This window comes from Gluconobacter aidae (genome assembly GCF_009547075.1).
In the GTDB taxonomy this organism is placed as follows: domain Bacteria; phylum Pseudomonadota; class Alphaproteobacteria; order Acetobacterales; family Acetobacteraceae; genus Gluconobacter; species Gluconobacter aidae.
The window spans coordinates 1-15,082 of sequence record NZ_WIPH01000046.1 but is presented as its reverse complement, the minus strand read 5'-3'; the positions used below and the strand labels follow the sequence as shown (position 1 = coordinate 15,082).

Genomic DNA, 15,082 nt, shown 5'->3' with positions numbered 1-15,082 from the left:
CTGCATCCCCGTGAAAGCATTTGGCTTTCGCGGGGAAACGGGACAAGGTTCTGGCAGGATCACCTCGCCCTTGAGTTAGGATCAGTGATGGGCAGACTGTCTTTCAGGCGGACTATTTCTTCTGCCTTTTTCGCTCTGCTCGCCCTCATCCCGTCCGCCCAGGCCAGATCCATTCATGACTGCGTCATGACAAGCGAAGTCCTGCCTTTTCTGAACCCCGCCGGCGCTCCCGTGATTCATGTCCGGGTGAATGACCATGACGTCGGCGCCTTTTTCTCGACCTTCACCACGCGCACGAGTGTCTGGGACGCGAAGGGATTTGATTTTTACCGCGAAGATCCCGTCAGGACCATTTCCGTCACGGGAACGGGCGGGAACTATTCCACCACCGTCCACAGCCTTCAGATCGGTCAGGCCGTTCTCAAGGACATGACCGCCCTGCTGGTCGGTGAACGCCCTCCGAAAGCGCCCGACGGGCTACTCCTGATGGTGGATATCGGGTGGGACATTCTCGGGAACTATCATGTCCTGATCGACCGTTATTCCCGGAAAATGGCCATCTTCACCTACGACACAGCACCGGACTGCCCCGATATCGGAACGCTCATGAAAGATCCGGGGCCCTTCATTCCCCTGGTTTCGTTCGATGATGAGTCCCCCCAGCTCAATCAGATGACGGCCGAGCTGGACGGGCACAAGGTGGACATGCAGATCAATACCAGCGCCAACCGCTCCATCATCCAGCAATGGGTGGCGCGGAAAATGGGCATTTCACGCCGTATGCTCGCGCAGGATGACGAAATCCGCGTCGGCGCAGGTGAGGTTCTGCTAGGGCACAGGCATCATTTCAGTACGCTGCAACTCGGCTCGCACACGCTGCATGACATCACGCTGGATGTCGTCCCGGATGCGGAATTCAATATTCTGGGAATGGACATCCTCAAGCACTTCAACGTCCTGATCAATCCCATGAAGGGCAGGCTCTGGCTTGAAGACTTCACCCCCCCGCCGGGTTATGTCGAGGAGAAGGCTCTCCCCTGGTCACCAACCCATGACCGGCTCAGCATCACCCATGCCAGCGAGGAAAAGCAGGCCCCGCCCACACCGGACCAGGGGACGACACCTGCGCCCCTCCCCTCTGGCAATCCGTGATTAGGCGTCCACCGAACCGCCATCCACATCGAACGTCACACCCTGCGCAAGCGGCAGGGTACGGCCATAATTGATGGCGTTGGTCTGCCGGCGCATATAGGCTTTCCATGCATCGGAACCGGATTCACGCCCGCCGCCGGTTTCCTTCTCGCCCCCGAAAGCCCCGCCGATTTCCGCGCCGGACGGCCCCATATTGACGTTCGCAATGCCGCAGTCGGAACCCTGCGCAGACAGGAACTGCTCGACCTCGCGGATATCGGTCGCAAAGATCGAAGACGACAGGCCCTGCACCACATCGTTCTGAAGCGCGATGGCTTCGTCGAGCGTGTCATATTTCATGACATACAGGATCGGCGCGAAGGTTTCTTCCAGCACCGGCCCCGTCTGCGCGGGCATCTCAACCATTGCGGGACGGACATAGAACGACGCTTCGCCATTCACATCGACGCGCGTTCCGCCATGAACCGTGCCACCTGCATCCGCGGCGGCTTTCAGGCTGTCCTGCATCATCCTGAAGGAGGCCGCATCAATCAGGGGTCCGACGAGCGCGTCACCCTGCACCGGATTGCCGACCGAAATCGTCTTGTAGACAGTGACCAGCTTCGGCACGAGCGTGTCATAGACGCTGGAATGAACAAAAAGACGACGCAGCGTCGTGCAACGCTGGCCGGCGGTTCCCATGGCACCGAAAGCCACGGCCCGCAGCGTCAGATCCAGATCAGCGGAGGGCGTTACGATGGACGCATTGTTGCCGCCAAGTTCCAGAATGGAGCGCCCGAAACGCCGCGCCACCCGCTCACCGACATTCCGGCCCATGCGTGTCGATCCCGTCGCCGAGATGACGGGGACACGGCGGTCTTCCACCATCAGTTCGCCGATCTCTCGGCCCCCGACGAGAAGCGTGCTGAGCGCGGCTGGAGCATCGCTGCCGAAACGGGCTACGGCTTTCAGGAACAGAGCCTGCGTGGCCAGAGCCGTCAGCGGGGTCTTTTCCGAAGGTTTCCAGATCACGCTGTCGCCACAGACCAGCGCCAGCGCGGCATTCCAGGACCAGACGGCCACGGGGAAATTGAATGCCGAAATGATGCCCACCGGCCCGGCGGGATGCCACTGCTCCGTCAGGCGATGATCCGGACGTTCAGACTGGATCGTCAGGCCGTAAAGCTGGCGGGACAGACCGACCGCAAAGTCGCAGATATCGATCATTTCCTGCACTTCGCCCAGACCTTCGGACGGCACCTTGCCCACTTCCAGCGTCACCAGACGCCCGAGCGCCTCCTTGCTGGCCCGAAGCTCCTCACCCAGCAGGCGGACAAGCTCACCGCGACGCGGCGCCGGAACCCTGCGCCAGGCTTTGAACGCGTCGAGCGAACCGGCGATCGTCTCCTTCGCCTGCTCCGCGCGGATTTCCGCGACCTCGGCAATCACCTCTCCCGTCAGCGGAGACTTCACCGCCAGACTGCCCCCTGCATACAGATCAGGCGACACGCCAAGGCTGTCGAGGAGCGCTGCCACTTCGTAACGGAGAGATGCCGTCATTGTTCTTCCTGTCCTGGGTCTTTCATACCGGACGCGGGACACGGCCGGATCTGCATGACGCTGACCAAAAAGCATTTCAGGCCCGGTCCCGCGTTCGTTCTATTCACAAACCGTTATGACAGGTTCGTCAAGATGACGCGGCCAGAGCAGACATTTCCCAATGCTTCACGAACCGAAGCTCAGGCCTGGATATCCTGCAGGACCTGAAAGCCCTCGAACACCGGAGGCCCCAGCGTCAGCACCGCTCCTTGCCCGGCACCGGCATGCGCGGCCCGGAATTCTTCCGATCGGGTCCAGCCGATGAACGCATCGTAAGACGCCCAGACGGTATGAGAGGCATAAAGGACGTAATCCTCCATCGCCGGCCCGCGAAGAAACTGGAAGCTGACAAATCCGGGCACGGTTCTGAGAAAAACATCACGATCCAGCCATTTTTTGCGAAAAGCCTCTTCGCTGTCCGGCCGGACCCTGAAGCGGTTCATGGCAATATACATCGCGGCATCCCCATTTTCTCACCCTGCATGACCTGAGCCTGAGGGGCATTTGAACGGGCAGCTCACCCCTGCGGTTTCGCCTGGGTTGGTCACTCCCTCTCCTGAAATGGCCCCCCAACGTAGCGCACACAAGGCTTCCACCCGCAACCGGGCCATCTTCCCATCTGTGCCAGACAGCAGAAAACCGGTAGGATATCCGAAAGCAGGACCACGCAGCCGCATCTTGAGAGACGCAGACTCCGCATTGATGGCAGCTCAATCAGAAGACCCCTCTGAAGGCAGGACCCATGCAGAATTTTGAATTCTACAATCCCACACGCATCATTTTCGGTGAGAACACGATCCCGAAACTGGCCGATCACATTCCCACCGAAGCGCGCGTCCTGATCCTGTTCGGCGGGGCGAGCGCGGAACGCAACGGAACGCTTCCGGCCGTCCGCAAGGCGCTCGAAGGCCGCTTCACACGGGAATTCGGCGGCATCGAAGCCAACCCGACATTTGAGACCCTGATGAAGGCCGTCGAACTCATCCGGGAGGAAAAACTGGACTTCCTGCTGGCCGTCGGCGGCGGGTCCGTCATCGACGGCACCAAATTCGTGGCCGCAGCCGTGGATTTCGAAGGCGATCCGTGGAGTATCCTCACGACGCACGGCGCAAACGTCAAAGCCGCGATGCCACTGGGCACCGTCCTGACGCTACCGGCGACGGGTTCGGAAATGAACAGCTTCAGCGTCATCACGCGCCAGTCCACACGCGAAAAGCTGGCCTTCGGCAGCCCGCATGTCTTCCCGCGCTTCTCGGTCCTGGACCCGACGCGCACCTATTCCCTGCCCGTCCGGCAGGTTGCGAATGGTATCGTGGACTCCTTCGTCCACATTATGGAGCAGTATCTCACCTATCCGGCCGATGGTCTGGCGCAGGACCGCTTTGCCGAAGGACTTCTGCTAAGCCTGATCGAAATCGGACCAAAAGTCCTGAAAGAACCTGAAAACTATACGCTGCGTGCTAATTTCATGTGGATCGCAACACTGGCGCTCAACGGGATCATCGGTGTTGGCATGCCGGAAGACTGGTCCACACACAGCATCGGCCATGAACTGACGGCCCGGTATGATATCGATCACGCCCGGACGCTCGCGATCGTCCTGCCGTCCATGCTTCGGGCCCGAAAAGATGCCAAGCGCGGCAAGCTGCTTCAGTACGCTGCCCGTGTCTGGAACCTGCATGAAGGCACGCAAGACGAGCGGATCGAAGCCGCCATCGTCCGGACCGAAGAGTTTTTCGAAAGTCTGGACATCCCGACGCGCCTGTCAGCCTACGACATTGGTGAGGATGCCATCGAGCCGCTGATTGGACAGCTTGAGGCGCATGGCATGACGGCGCTGGGCGAATATGCAGACATCACGCCGGATGTCAGCCGCCGTGTCCTGCAGATGAGCCTGTAAAAGTCAGGGGCAGCTTACAGGCTGCCCCCTTTTCTGCTCAGGATGCCGTGCCGACAACATCCTGCAGGTGCTGATGGTAGGCTGCAAGAGTAGCATCCACATTCGGTGCCTTCATCACGTCGGTAGCCAGGAAAGTCGGCAGGGCCGACATGCCCAGAAACTCATGGGCCTTGTGGAACGGGAAATAGACCCCGTCCACACCACGTCCTTCAAAGAACTGCTTCGGATCAGTGAAAGCCTCTTCCGGTGCATTCCAGGTGACGGAGAGCATATAACGCTTGCCCTGCACCAGACCGCCCGAGCCATATTTCCTCTCGGGATAGGACCGGCTGCGGCCATCATTGGCGTAGAGCTTTCCGTGCCCGGCTGTCAGAACCTCGTCCATGTATTTCTTGACGGTCCAGGGCACACCCATCCACCAGCCGGGACACTGGTAGATGACCAGATCAGCCCACAAGAAGTTTTCGACTTCCTGCTCCACGTCATAGCCATCATCAATTTTCGTCTGGCGGATTTCATGGCCGCTCTTGGGCAGGATATCTGCTGCCAGAGCCTGCAGCGTGTCGTTCAGCCGTCCGTAGGAATGGGCAAACGCCTTGCCGCCATTCAGAAGAAGAATTTTTGTCATGAGTGTATGTCCATTCTGTCAGGCATCGGGGATGTGACTGTTTGAGAATCATTATGAACCGATAAATGTTTCTTGATAATTGTTTCAGGCTGCACAAAACCTGTGAAGCAGTTTCACAGATTGGAAAGCTGATGGATAACCGTTTCGGCGAAATGAAAATCTTTCTCCGCGTCGTGGAAAGCGGAAGCTTTTCCGAAGCCGCCCGCCTGTCCATGACCACGCCCTCTACGGTCAGCAAGCTGATCGGACGCGTAGAGAGCCGTCTGGGCGTGCGTCTTGTGGAGCGCTCGACACGACGGCTGTCAGTCACGCCTGAAGGTCTGGCCTATTACGACCGGGCGCAGGCTCTGATTGCAGAGCTTGATGACATGGAAGGTTTCCTGTCCAAAAAGACAGTCCAGCTCAAGGGGACAGTGCGGATCAACGCCTCCGTGGCATTCGGAACGCTGGCGCTGGAGCCGCTGCTCCCGGCGTTCTGGGAGGCATATCCGGACATTCTTCTGGATTTGTCACTGTCGGATGAAATGGCGGATCTGTATCTGGACCGGACAGACATCGCGTTCCGGGTCGGGAAACTCCAGGATTCCAGCCTGACCGCCCGGCATCTGGGGACCGTGCCACGGCTTATCGTAGGGGCGCCGGACTATCTGGCGCAGTTCGGACGCCCGGAAACCGTGGACGATCTGGAGCATCATCGCTGTCTGGGATTCAATTTCCGCCGGGCGGCTCCGGTCTGGCCGTTGCAGGAACGCGGAAGGATCGTGGACCGGATCGTGCGGGGGCCCCTGCTCGCCAATAATGGCGAGACTGTCCGGCGGGCAGCCCTGCGCGGCGCCGGACTGGCGCGGCTGGCGGAATACCATGTACGTGAAGATCTGGCGGCAGGACGGCTGGTCGAGGTTCTGGCAGAAAGCGGAACACGGGATGAAGAGGAAATCCATGCGCTCTATCAGGGTGGCAAACGCGTTCCCCAGCGTATCCGGGTATTTCTGGATTTCGTGGTGCCGCGCCTTCAGGCCTATCTGGAACCACTTCGGGAAAATCTATGAACGCAATTCCCAGATCCCTCTTCAGGCGCCCGGTAATGCTGACCCGTTGCCTTCGCCCCTGAACCGGACGAGTTCACGGCGGATGACCTGAAAGACCGTATCCCGCAGCCAGCGGTGAACCCCGTCCGTATCCACGCGGGGATGCCAGGCCTGAAAAGACGTTACAGGCGGCAGCTCGAACGGAAAATCAAAAGCCTCAAGCTGGATCTGGGAAAGCGGCAGGCGGTCAATAACGATATCGGGCAGCGGCAGGATCATGTCCGTCTCGCGCATGGTCTCGATCATGGAATGGTAGGTCGGCACAACCATCGCAATGGGGCGGGTCAGGCCGTAGCGTTCCTTGAGAATGGCGTCGATCGGGCCATAGGGCCGGCCTTTGCGGGAGACGCTGATATGGTCGTAATCGACCAGCGTCTGCGGCGTGATGCCTCGCGCGAAAATGGGATGCCCTTCGCGGACCATGGCGCGGAATGACGTCAAGAACAGGGTCTGGCGCATGATTTCAGGACGTAGATCGTCCGTGGCGCCCACATAGAGGTCGATCCGGCTATTACGCAGGGCTTCGCTGGCCGGTTCCTCCGTCTCGGGCGAGAACACGATGCTGCACTCCGGGCAGTCCTGCTTGAGGGCCATCAGGATCGCGTGACCGAACGCGCCCACGATCAGGTCATTGGCGCGGATCGTGAAACAGGGCGAAAGATGCCTCAGGTTCAGCGTTTCGCTATCATTCACGAGCGCATCCGCGTCCCGCACGATATTCTGGACACGATCGCGGATGCGGCTGGCAAAGGTCGTGGCCATCATGCGCCGACCCGACAGGACAAGGATCGGGTCTCCGAAAACACTCCGCAGGGTGGCGAGATGTCGGCTCATGGCGGCATCACTCATTTTCATGCGACGCGCGGCCTGCGAGACGCTTTCTTCCTCCACGAGAACCTGAAGATATCGCAGGAGATCAAGATCGTAGCGTCTCTGGCTGTCGGTGCGTTTCGCCATCGTCTTCTCCATTTCCTGCGGGGTTTCAGGTTTATTCTCACGCCTTCGTGTAAAAATGGAAAGGATTTCCTGAACCCTTGCAAAAAGTGGAAACGTCACTTGCCGCAAACGTGGGTTTTCGGACCAGCACACTCCAGATAATGGCTGAGGGGAAACGAAAAGAGACCCCATGCAACCAGCAGCTTCGCCCCCGGCAGGTGCGCCGCCCGCGCACCCCTCCTATATTCCACCTTTCGGCGTGCGGACCATCGTCGGCTGTCTGGGGATGCTGCTGGCCGTTCATGTGGCCGGATTCAACGAACACATCACGGAAATCGGCCTCTCCGATATCCGGGGCGCGATGCATATCGGGCATGATGAGGGAACGTGGTTCACCTCGATCTACGAAGCTTTCAACATAGCGGCCATGGCGTTCACGCCGTGGTTCTACATGACCTTTTCGATCTATCGGTTCTCGATCTTCATGACGGCCGTGCTCGCCATGCTGTCGATCCCCCTGCCCTTCATGCCGGATATGGTCTCGCTGTGCTTCCTTCGCGCGGCACAGGGGCTGAGTGCGGGGTGTCTGCCACCCGTCCTGATGACGGTCATGCTGAAATACCTGCCGCCACCCATCAAGGTGTTCGGCATTGGCGGCTATGCGATGAGCGCCACCTTCGGCCCCAATCTGGGGGGGCCGCTGGAAGCAATGTGGTTCGAGCATGTGGGCTGGCGCTGGCTGTACTGGGAGGTCATTCCCTTCAGCATCCTCGCCATCGCCATGATGGCGTACGGACTGCCGCGCGACCCGGTGCATCTCGAACGGTTCAGAAAGTTCAACTGGCGCGGTTTCTTCATTGGCGTGCCGTCCATCCTGTGCGTAGTGACGGTGCTCTATCAGGGGGACCGGCTGGACTGGTTTCGCTCGCCGGTCATCTCTCATCTGACATTCTGGGGCGGGGCGCTGTTCGTGGGGTTCCTGTTCCATGAATGGCATCATCACAGTCCGTTTTTCCGGCTTCAGTACTGGAAAAACCGCAACATCACGATGTCTCTGCTGACACTCGTGGGCGTGCTCATCATCTGCGGACTGATGATGGAAGTGCCGATGACGTATCTCGAAGCGGTGCGCGGGTATCGACCAATTCAGGCGGCACCGGTCGCGCTGACGGTCGCGCTGCCCCAGCTCATCATGCTTCCGCTGACGGCCGCGCTCTGCAACTCCGCGCGCGTGGACTGCCGCTATGTGCTGGCGTTTGGCATGTCGTGCCTGGCGCTCTCGGCGTTCCTCGGCACCTGGCTGACGCCGGACTGGGTGCGGGACAATTTCTACGTCATGCAGGGGCTTCAGATCCTCGGCCAGCCGATGGTCGTGATCCCGGTGCTGATGCTGGCGACCATGTCGCTGGGCCCGGCGGACGGACCGTTCATCTCGGGCATGGTGAACATGCTCAAGGGCATGGCCAATGCCTTCGCAACCGCCATTTTTGAAATCCTGCTGCGCCGCCGGGAACAGTATCATTCCACGATGCTTCTGGACCGGGCGGGCAACAACGCCACGTCACTCTCGGGCATGGGCGATCCGATCCATGCGGCAATCAGAAATACCTCCCCCGACAGCGATCATGTAGCGCGCAACACGCTTCAGATCTTCCACACCTATCTGCACGAACAGTCGATCACACTGGCACTGGTGGACATCTATTTCGTCGTGATGTGCATCTGCATCTTTTATGTCGCGCTTACCGCCGTGCTGCCGAAACGGGTCTATCCGCCCGGAAAGGGACCTGCTCCCGCCATTCCTGCCGCGGCCCGTGAACCGGATCCCGAACCCGCTCCCTCACCCATTCCCGCCACCGCGCACTGACGGACCTGTCTTGAACATGATTTATGGAAAACCCCTTCTTCTGGCCGGATGTGCGGTCGTCCTGCTGACAGGTCTGGCCTGGACGGCTGACCGCTTCTTCGTGGGTGACGGCATCCGTCAGGAAACCAACGACGCCTATGTCACGGCCGATTTCACGACCGTGGCTCCGAAAGTCTCGGGCCGTATCGACCGCGTGCTGGCGGAGGACAACGAATACGTCCATGCCGGGGAAGAACTCGCCCATATCGAGGACGACGACTACCGCGCGGCTTTGGGGGCCGCCCGGGGTGATACCGCCGCAGCGCAGGGTGACGTGGACAACCTTCAGGCTTTGCTGGACCGTCAGGGCTCCATCGTCGACGCGGCGAAATATACCGTGCAGTCCGACGAGGCCGCACTGGTCTTTGCCCGGCAGAACGCGGCGCGATATCGCAATCTCTCCGCCGGTGGGGCGAGCACGATCGAGCAGCAGCAGGGCGCGGAAGCCCGGCAGCTTGAAGCCGTCGCCGCCCTCGCTCGCGACAAGGCCGAAACCAGCACGGCCGAACAGCAGGTCGCAGTACTGAAGGCGCAGCTTGAAAAGGCGCAGGGCGCGCTGCTCAAAGCTCAAAGTGCGGAGCATCAGGCCGAACTGAACCTGTCCTACTGCACCATCCCCGCCCCCGTGGATGGTGTGGTCGGCGAGCGTGGCGTGCGTGTCGGTGCGTATGTCCATCCGGGCACGGGACTGCTGGCGGTCGTGCCGGTCCGCAAAGCCTATGTGCTGGCGAATTTTCAGGAAACTCAACTGACGAAAGTCCGGACCGGCCAGAGTGCGACGATCTGGGTCGATACGTTCCCCGGTCATCCGCTCAAGGCGCATGTGGACAGTCTGGCCCCGGCGACAGGTGTGGCCTTTGCCGCGATCCAGCCGGACAATGCGACGGGTAACTTCACGAAGGTCGTGCAGCGCATGCCGGTCAAGCTGACCTTCGATCCCGGTCAGCCTCTGGCAGAAAAGGTCCGCGTCGGCATGTCCGTTGAAGCGCGGATCGACACGTCCTCCACGCCTGAAGGCATTCATGCCCATGACGAGCGGTATCTCTGGAAATGAGCCCTTCCCTGTTCCAGCCTTCCCGCTGCCTTCTTCTGGCCCTGACCGCACTGTCCGCCTGCACGGTGGGGCCGGATTATCATCGTCCCGATCCGCATGCGCCGGCCCACTGGCACCAGAGCCTCGCCCCTGCTGCGAGCCACCCGCAGGAAACCTCCACAATCGAGGCGCAGTGGTGGCGGATCTATCGTGATCCGACGCTAACAGCGCTGGAAGAAGACGTAGCGCGCAACAACCTCGACCTGCGCGAGGCTGCCCTGCATTTCACGGAAAGCCAGGCGGAGCGACGGATCGCCAGTGCGGCCCAGATGCCGCATATGGACGGGGCAGCGTCCTATGCCCGCGAACGGGCCAGCACGAATGGTATTCTTGGCCTTCTGGGAACGACGCAGCAGGCCGGACCCGGCGAGATCGCCAGCGGACAGCAGGGTTTTGGCCCGGCAGCAGCGGATGGAGCGAAGGGTAATCCGTCGTTCAATCTGCCGCAATACGGGCTGAGCGCATCCTGGGAAGTTGATTTCTGGGGGCATGTCCGCCGGCAGGTCGAAGCGGCCACGGCGGCCATGCATGAAACCGACGAACTGCGCCGCGATGTGCTGGTCTCGCTCATGGCCGAGACCGCGCAGGACTACCTGAACCTGCGTAACATCCAGACGCAGATCGGCATCACCCAGCAGAGCATCGCCATCGCACAGCATAGCGTGAAGCTCACGGAACTGCGCTTTGCACAGGGCACGGCAACGAAGCTCGATGTCGCCTATTCCCGTGGGCAGATGCATGGCTTCGATGCGCGTCTCCCGGTCCTGAAAAGTCAGGAAGTGCATCTCGTGAACGCGCTGAGCTTCCTGACGGCGCGCGAACCCGGCGCGCTAAAGGACAGACTTGGATCGTCCCGGACGATCCCGCCCGTCCCCGATATCATTCCGGTCGGTCTGCCCTCTGAACTGGCCGAGCGCCGCCCGGATGTGCGGGCTGCCGAAGATCATCTCCATGCCGCGACAGCCAGTATCGGCGTGGCGGTCGCGGATTTCTTCCCGCGCGTCACGCTGTCTGGCAGTCTGGATATTCAGGCGTTGCAGTTCAGTGGCTTAGGCTCATGGGCGTCCCGTCAGTACGGGTTCGGCCCGACCATGACCCTGCCCCTGTTCGAGGGCGGACGCCTGACCGGACAGCTTCACTTGCGCCGGGCCCAGCAGAAGGAAGCGGCGATTGCCTTGCAGCGCACGCTTCTGAAAGCCTGGGAAGAAGTCGATGATTCCATGGCGGATCTGAGTGCCGCGCAGGAGCGTCGGAAGCGGCTGGAAGAAACGGTTTCGGAAGACGAAACCGCCGTGCATATCGCGCAGCTTCAGTACAGTCAGGGTGCGGGAGACTTCCTCAACGTCCTGACGACGCAGAATGCCCTTCTGGCAAGCCGGAGCGCGCTGGCTGAATCCAGTGCTGGCGTATCTGTTTCCGTGGCCCATCTGTACCGGGCTCTGGGTGGTGGATGGACGCAGAAATCCTGACGTCCATCCACACAGACACTGTTCTCAGCCGCCGTTCAGGGCGGTGTTGAGGACGGCTGCCAGACGCACGCCCGCCTGTTCCAGGCGCAGTTCCATGATCGGCCATGTCAACTCGGTATAAGCCTTACCCACATCCGCGCCCTTGTTGGCCGGAAGAGCGCCATAGGCCACACTACGGGCCAGGGAGTGGCTCTCGTCGGCCCAGTCGACTGTCGCGTTGTAAACATCGCCGCCGTCCAGATCCTGCACCCAGTATTTCGTCTCATCCGGCGTGATTAAGGCGCCGAGACGATCGGCCTCCTGCTTCGCGCGCGCCGGATCGATGCTGTAGAACGGGCCGACATGCAGATCCGCCTGACGGTCGATCACCCCCTCGTCCCATAGGGAATGCAGGTTCATGTGGCCATTGGCGTTATCGCCGAAATAGGTCAGGCGGATGGCGTTACCGCCCTTGTCGTTATTGCGCTCGGCGGCATGCAGCGGCTGATGGATGTCCCCCACCAGATGCACCACCCATTTCAGGGCAACCAGCCGGTCCTGAGACGAAGCATGCGTGTCGGCGAGGATTTTGATCTCCTGGGGCAGCTTCTCGACAACGCAGGCATGATCGGGACAGTCGCGCGCCTGATCGTAAGCCGGATGGGACACGTCGATATCGACGTAATGCCATTTCAGGGTTTCCGGTGCGCCGCCCTTGTTCCTGGGCACATGACCGATCGTGTCGGGCCAGGAGGCGACCTGATCGAGGGTCTGATGGTTCTCAAGGGCCAGTAGGGCCGTAGCAGCCTTCCGGGCCTGCGGCGTCAGACGCTCCTGCGCGATATCCGCCACGATCGCATGACCGTAAGGGCCCCATGCAAATGCGCTGGAAGAAAAGACAAGAGAGCCGGCCCCGATCAGGGACGCACAAAGAAGACGAAAATGCATGGAAACCCGACTGTCCAACTCTGAAAGTGATGCTGCCCCAGTTTCTCACCGTTTCGAGAGCACCACAAGGTATTCCGCGGTACGGACCACGGCGTCGTGACCGCACATATTTCCGTGTTCCGGAAATCCTCCCGCCCCGCTTGCCAGGGTTACAGAAAACAGAACCTCCTGCCGCATACGTCAGGCAGTCCAAAAAATCTTCCCCGTCTGCCCCCGTTTTTCATTCCAGATGCAAATAGTCATGAAGCCACTGCCGCCAGTCGCGACAAGTATTCAGAGAATGTCTTTGTCCAGATGATATATCCTGTCATTTCTCCCTGCCCTGAGGCAAAATTTTTCAGAAAGATTACCCAAACAGAAAAGCGTTTTTATTATTCAACGTACATCTGAAATAAAATTTCCATAAAATATGGATGCCAATAAACTAACTAATTAAAACAGTATGTCATAAATTTTACCGTCGATTACATTCAGTCCTTATTGCGCCTGCTGTTTTCAAAAAATACGATCCGCAAAATAACACGAGAAAAAGAGATCAATTTTCCAATTATCACTTAATTTTTATTTTGGAGACTCCCTGAATGTCACCCTGGGCACAAGTCTACGATCCCATAGGAAATATCTGGATTTCCGGCGCGGTCGCTCTCATTCCGATCCTGTTTTTCTTCTTCGCCCTGCTGTACCTGCGCATGAAAGGGCATATTGCCTGTACGATTACTGTCGGAATTACCTTCGCGCTGGCTGTCGCATTCTATGGCATGCCCGTCTTTATGGCCCTTGCGGCGTGTCTTTATGGCTTTGCCTACGGCTTATGGCCCATTTCATGGATCATCATCGGGGCGGTCTTTCTCTATAAAGTCTCCGTCCGGACGGGTCAGTTTGACATCATCCGCCATTCGATTTCGACGGTCTCGGAAGACCAGCGTATCCAGTTGCTTCTCGTCGCCTTCGCGTTCGGGGCGTTTCTGGAAGGCGCTGCCGGTTTCGGTGCGCCGGTGGCCATCACGACAGCCCTGCTCGTCGGTCTCGGTTTTCCTCCGATCTACGCCGCCGGGCTGTGCCTGATCGCCAATGCGGCACCAGGTGCGTTCGGAGCGATGGGCATCCCCGTGATCGTGGGGGCCCAGGTGATCGGAGCGGAACCATACATGGTCGGCCGACTGGTCGTGATGCAGTTGATCGTAATCGGCGTCGTCATCCCGTTCTGGCTGGTCGGCGTGGTTGACGGGCTACGGGGCATCCGTGAGACATGGCCTGTCATTCTCGTCACAGGCGCCACCTTCGCCGTAACACAGACCCTGACGGCCCTCCTGATCGGCCCGGAACTCCCCGACATCATTGCGCCTCTGGTGACGATGGTGGCGATCCCGGTTTTCCTTCGGATCTGGAAGCCAAGCCGGATTTTCCGCTTCGATACGGGTGACACCCCCGCTGACGCCGTTGTCGAGACAGCAACCTATACGCCGCCGCAGATCCTGAGAGCCTGGTCCCCCTTCATCATCCTGACGGCTTTCGTGGCTGTCTGGAGCATCAAACCCTTCAAGGCGCTCTTCACGGCAGGTGGACCGCTGGACTGGACGGTGCTCGTCATCCGCTTCCCGGGGCTGCACAACCTCGTCCTGAAAATGGCGCCGATCGTTCCCGGCCCGACGCCTTATGCCGCGATCTTCAAAGTGGATTTCGTCTCTTCCGTGGGTACGGCGATCCTGCTGGCGGGCGTCATGTCCGTCCTGTTCCTGAAAATGCGCCCGAAGGACGCTATCGCGACCTTTACGGATACGCTGCGGGAACTGAAAACGCCCATCTATGCCATCGGGATGGTGCTGGCCTTCGCGTTTCTGGCCAACTATTCGGGCCTTTCCACGACGCTGGCCCTCGTTCTGGCGATGAGCAAGGGCGCGTTCACTTTCTTCGCGCCCCTGCTCGGCTGGCTGGGTGTTTTCCTGACAGGCTCCGATACGTCCTCAAATGCGCTGTTTGGCGGGCTTCAGGCGGCAACCGGCCGTCAGATCGGGGTCAGCGGAGAGCTTCTGGTCGCGGCCAATACGGTTGGGGGCGCGGTGGGCAAGATGATCTCTCCGCAATCCATCGCCGTGGCTTCGGCCGCCGTGGGTCTGGTGGGGCAGGAAGGCGCCCTGCTCCAGTTCACGCTCAAATGCAGCATCGTTCTGGCCATTCTGGTCGGACTGATGACAACGGCGCTGGTCTTCATGGGGGTGGGCACATAGCCCATTCCTGCTGAGAGCAGTATCGAAGGAGCGCAGGTTACATCTGCGCCCTTTTCTCTTACGGCCCCCTAAAAATACTCTATTTGTTCATCAAGGCACCAAGTTGCGAAACATTCGCAACATCAAAAAAGCCCCAGATGAGGACCCGGTGCCGAATCTGCCTAATTCACGAAGGAC

General features: G+C 59.8%; 13 protein-coding genes. 8 read left to right on the top strand and 5 right to left on the bottom strand.

From position 1 onward, the window contains the following. Nucleotides 1-186 precede the first annotated feature (186 nt). Nucleotides 187-1,152: a retroviral-like aspartic protease family protein gene (locus GFJ39_RS12575; protein ID WP_194285377.1), complete on the top strand. Its 966-nt coding sequence runs from the start codon at nucleotides 187-189 to the stop codon at nucleotides 1,150-1,152. Here GFJ39_RS12575 and amaB read toward each other — a convergent pair whose 3' ends face one another. Then, the gene (amaB, locus tag GFJ39_RS12570; protein ID WP_153431659.1) at nucleotides 1,153-2,691 is read right to left on the bottom strand and encodes an L-piperidine-6-carboxylate dehydrogenase; all 1,539 of its coding nucleotides are present in this window, start codon (nucleotides 2,689-2,691) and stop codon (nucleotides 1,153-1,155) included. A 179-nt stretch (nucleotides 2,692-2,870) separates the two neighbouring features. Next, the gene (locus GFJ39_RS12565; protein ID WP_153431658.1) at nucleotides 2,871-3,185 is read right to left on the bottom strand and encodes an antibiotic biosynthesis monooxygenase family protein; all 315 of its coding nucleotides are present in this window, start codon (nucleotides 3,183-3,185) and stop codon (nucleotides 2,871-2,873) included. Between the two features lie 287 nt (nucleotides 3,186-3,472). Here GFJ39_RS12565 and GFJ39_RS12560 point away from each other — a divergent pair, with 287 nt between their 5' ends. Next, nucleotides 3,473-4,630 (top strand): iron-containing alcohol dehydrogenase, encoded by a 1,158-nt coding sequence (locus GFJ39_RS12560; protein WP_153431656.1) that lies wholly within the window; start codon nucleotides 3,473-3,475, stop codon nucleotides 4,628-4,630. Between the two features lie 37 nt (nucleotides 4,631-4,667). Here GFJ39_RS12560 and GFJ39_RS12555 read toward each other — a convergent pair whose 3' ends face one another. Further along, nucleotides 4,668-5,258: an NAD(P)H-dependent oxidoreductase gene (locus tag GFJ39_RS12555; protein WP_153431654.1), complete on the bottom strand. Its 591-nt coding sequence runs from the start codon at nucleotides 5,256-5,258 to the stop codon at nucleotides 4,668-4,670. Nucleotides 5,259-5,389: 131 nt separating this feature from the next. On the opposite strand from GFJ39_RS12555, the gene GFJ39_RS12550 reads away from it, so the two are divergent. After that, nucleotides 5,390-6,307 carry a LysR family transcriptional regulator gene (locus tag GFJ39_RS12550; RefSeq protein WP_153431652.1) on the top strand — a complete coding sequence of 306 codons (918 nt, stop codon included), beginning with the start codon at nucleotides 5,390-5,392 and terminating at the stop codon, nucleotides 6,305-6,307. A gap of 21 nt (nucleotides 6,308-6,328) precedes the next feature. Here GFJ39_RS12550 and GFJ39_RS12545 read toward each other — a convergent pair whose 3' ends face one another. Continuing rightward, a complete protein-coding gene (locus GFJ39_RS12545; RefSeq protein WP_153431650.1) occupies nucleotides 6,329-7,303 on the bottom strand; it encodes a LysR family transcriptional regulator in 975 nt (324 codons plus the stop codon). A gap of 169 nt (nucleotides 7,304-7,472) precedes the next feature. On the opposite strand from GFJ39_RS12545, the gene GFJ39_RS12540 reads away from it, so the two are divergent. Genes GFJ39_RS12540 through GFJ39_RS12530 form a run of 3 tightly spaced genes read left to right on the top strand, consistent with a single transcriptional unit; the run spans nucleotide 7,473 to nucleotide 11,750 of the window. Next, the gene (locus GFJ39_RS12540) at nucleotides 7,473-9,149 is read left to right on the top strand and encodes an MFS transporter (RefSeq protein ID WP_153431649.1); all 1,677 of its coding nucleotides are present in this window, start codon (nucleotides 7,473-7,475) and stop codon (nucleotides 9,147-9,149) included. A gap of 16 nt (nucleotides 9,150-9,165) precedes the next feature. Continuing rightward, nucleotides 9,166-10,242 carry an HlyD family secretion protein gene (locus GFJ39_RS12535; RefSeq protein WP_153431647.1) on the top strand — a complete coding sequence of 359 codons (1,077 nt, stop codon included), beginning with the start codon at nucleotides 9,166-9,168 and terminating at the stop codon, nucleotides 10,240-10,242. After that, nucleotides 10,239-11,750: an efflux transporter outer membrane subunit gene (locus tag GFJ39_RS12530; RefSeq protein ID WP_153431645.1), complete on the top strand. Its 1,512-nt coding sequence runs from the start codon at nucleotides 10,239-10,241 to the stop codon at nucleotides 11,748-11,750. Before GFJ39_RS12535 ends, GFJ39_RS12530 begins: the two co-directional genes overlap by 4 nt. A gap of 24 nt (nucleotides 11,751-11,774) precedes the next feature. Here the strand turns inward: GFJ39_RS12530 and GFJ39_RS12525 are convergent, their stop codons facing one another. Continuing rightward, nucleotides 11,775-12,677: a S1/P1 nuclease gene (locus tag GFJ39_RS12525; RefSeq protein WP_194285376.1), complete on the bottom strand. Its 903-nt coding sequence runs from the start codon at nucleotides 12,675-12,677 to the stop codon at nucleotides 11,775-11,777. Nucleotides 12,678-12,773: 96 nt separating this feature from the next. Between GFJ39_RS12525 and GFJ39_RS12520 the strand changes: the two genes are divergently transcribed. Both GFJ39_RS12520 and GFJ39_RS12515 read left to right on the top strand, forming a co-directional pair. Then, a complete protein-coding gene (locus GFJ39_RS12520) occupies nucleotides 12,774-13,067 on the top strand; it encodes a hypothetical protein (RefSeq protein ID WP_153431643.1) in 294 nt (97 codons plus the stop codon). A 191-nt stretch (nucleotides 13,068-13,258) separates the two neighbouring features. Next, nucleotides 13,259-14,905, top strand: a complete 1,647-nt coding sequence (locus GFJ39_RS12515) for a lactate permease LctP family transporter (protein ID WP_153431641.1) — start codon at nucleotides 13,259-13,261, stop codon at nucleotides 14,903-14,905. Nucleotides 14,906-15,082 lie beyond the last annotated feature (177 nt).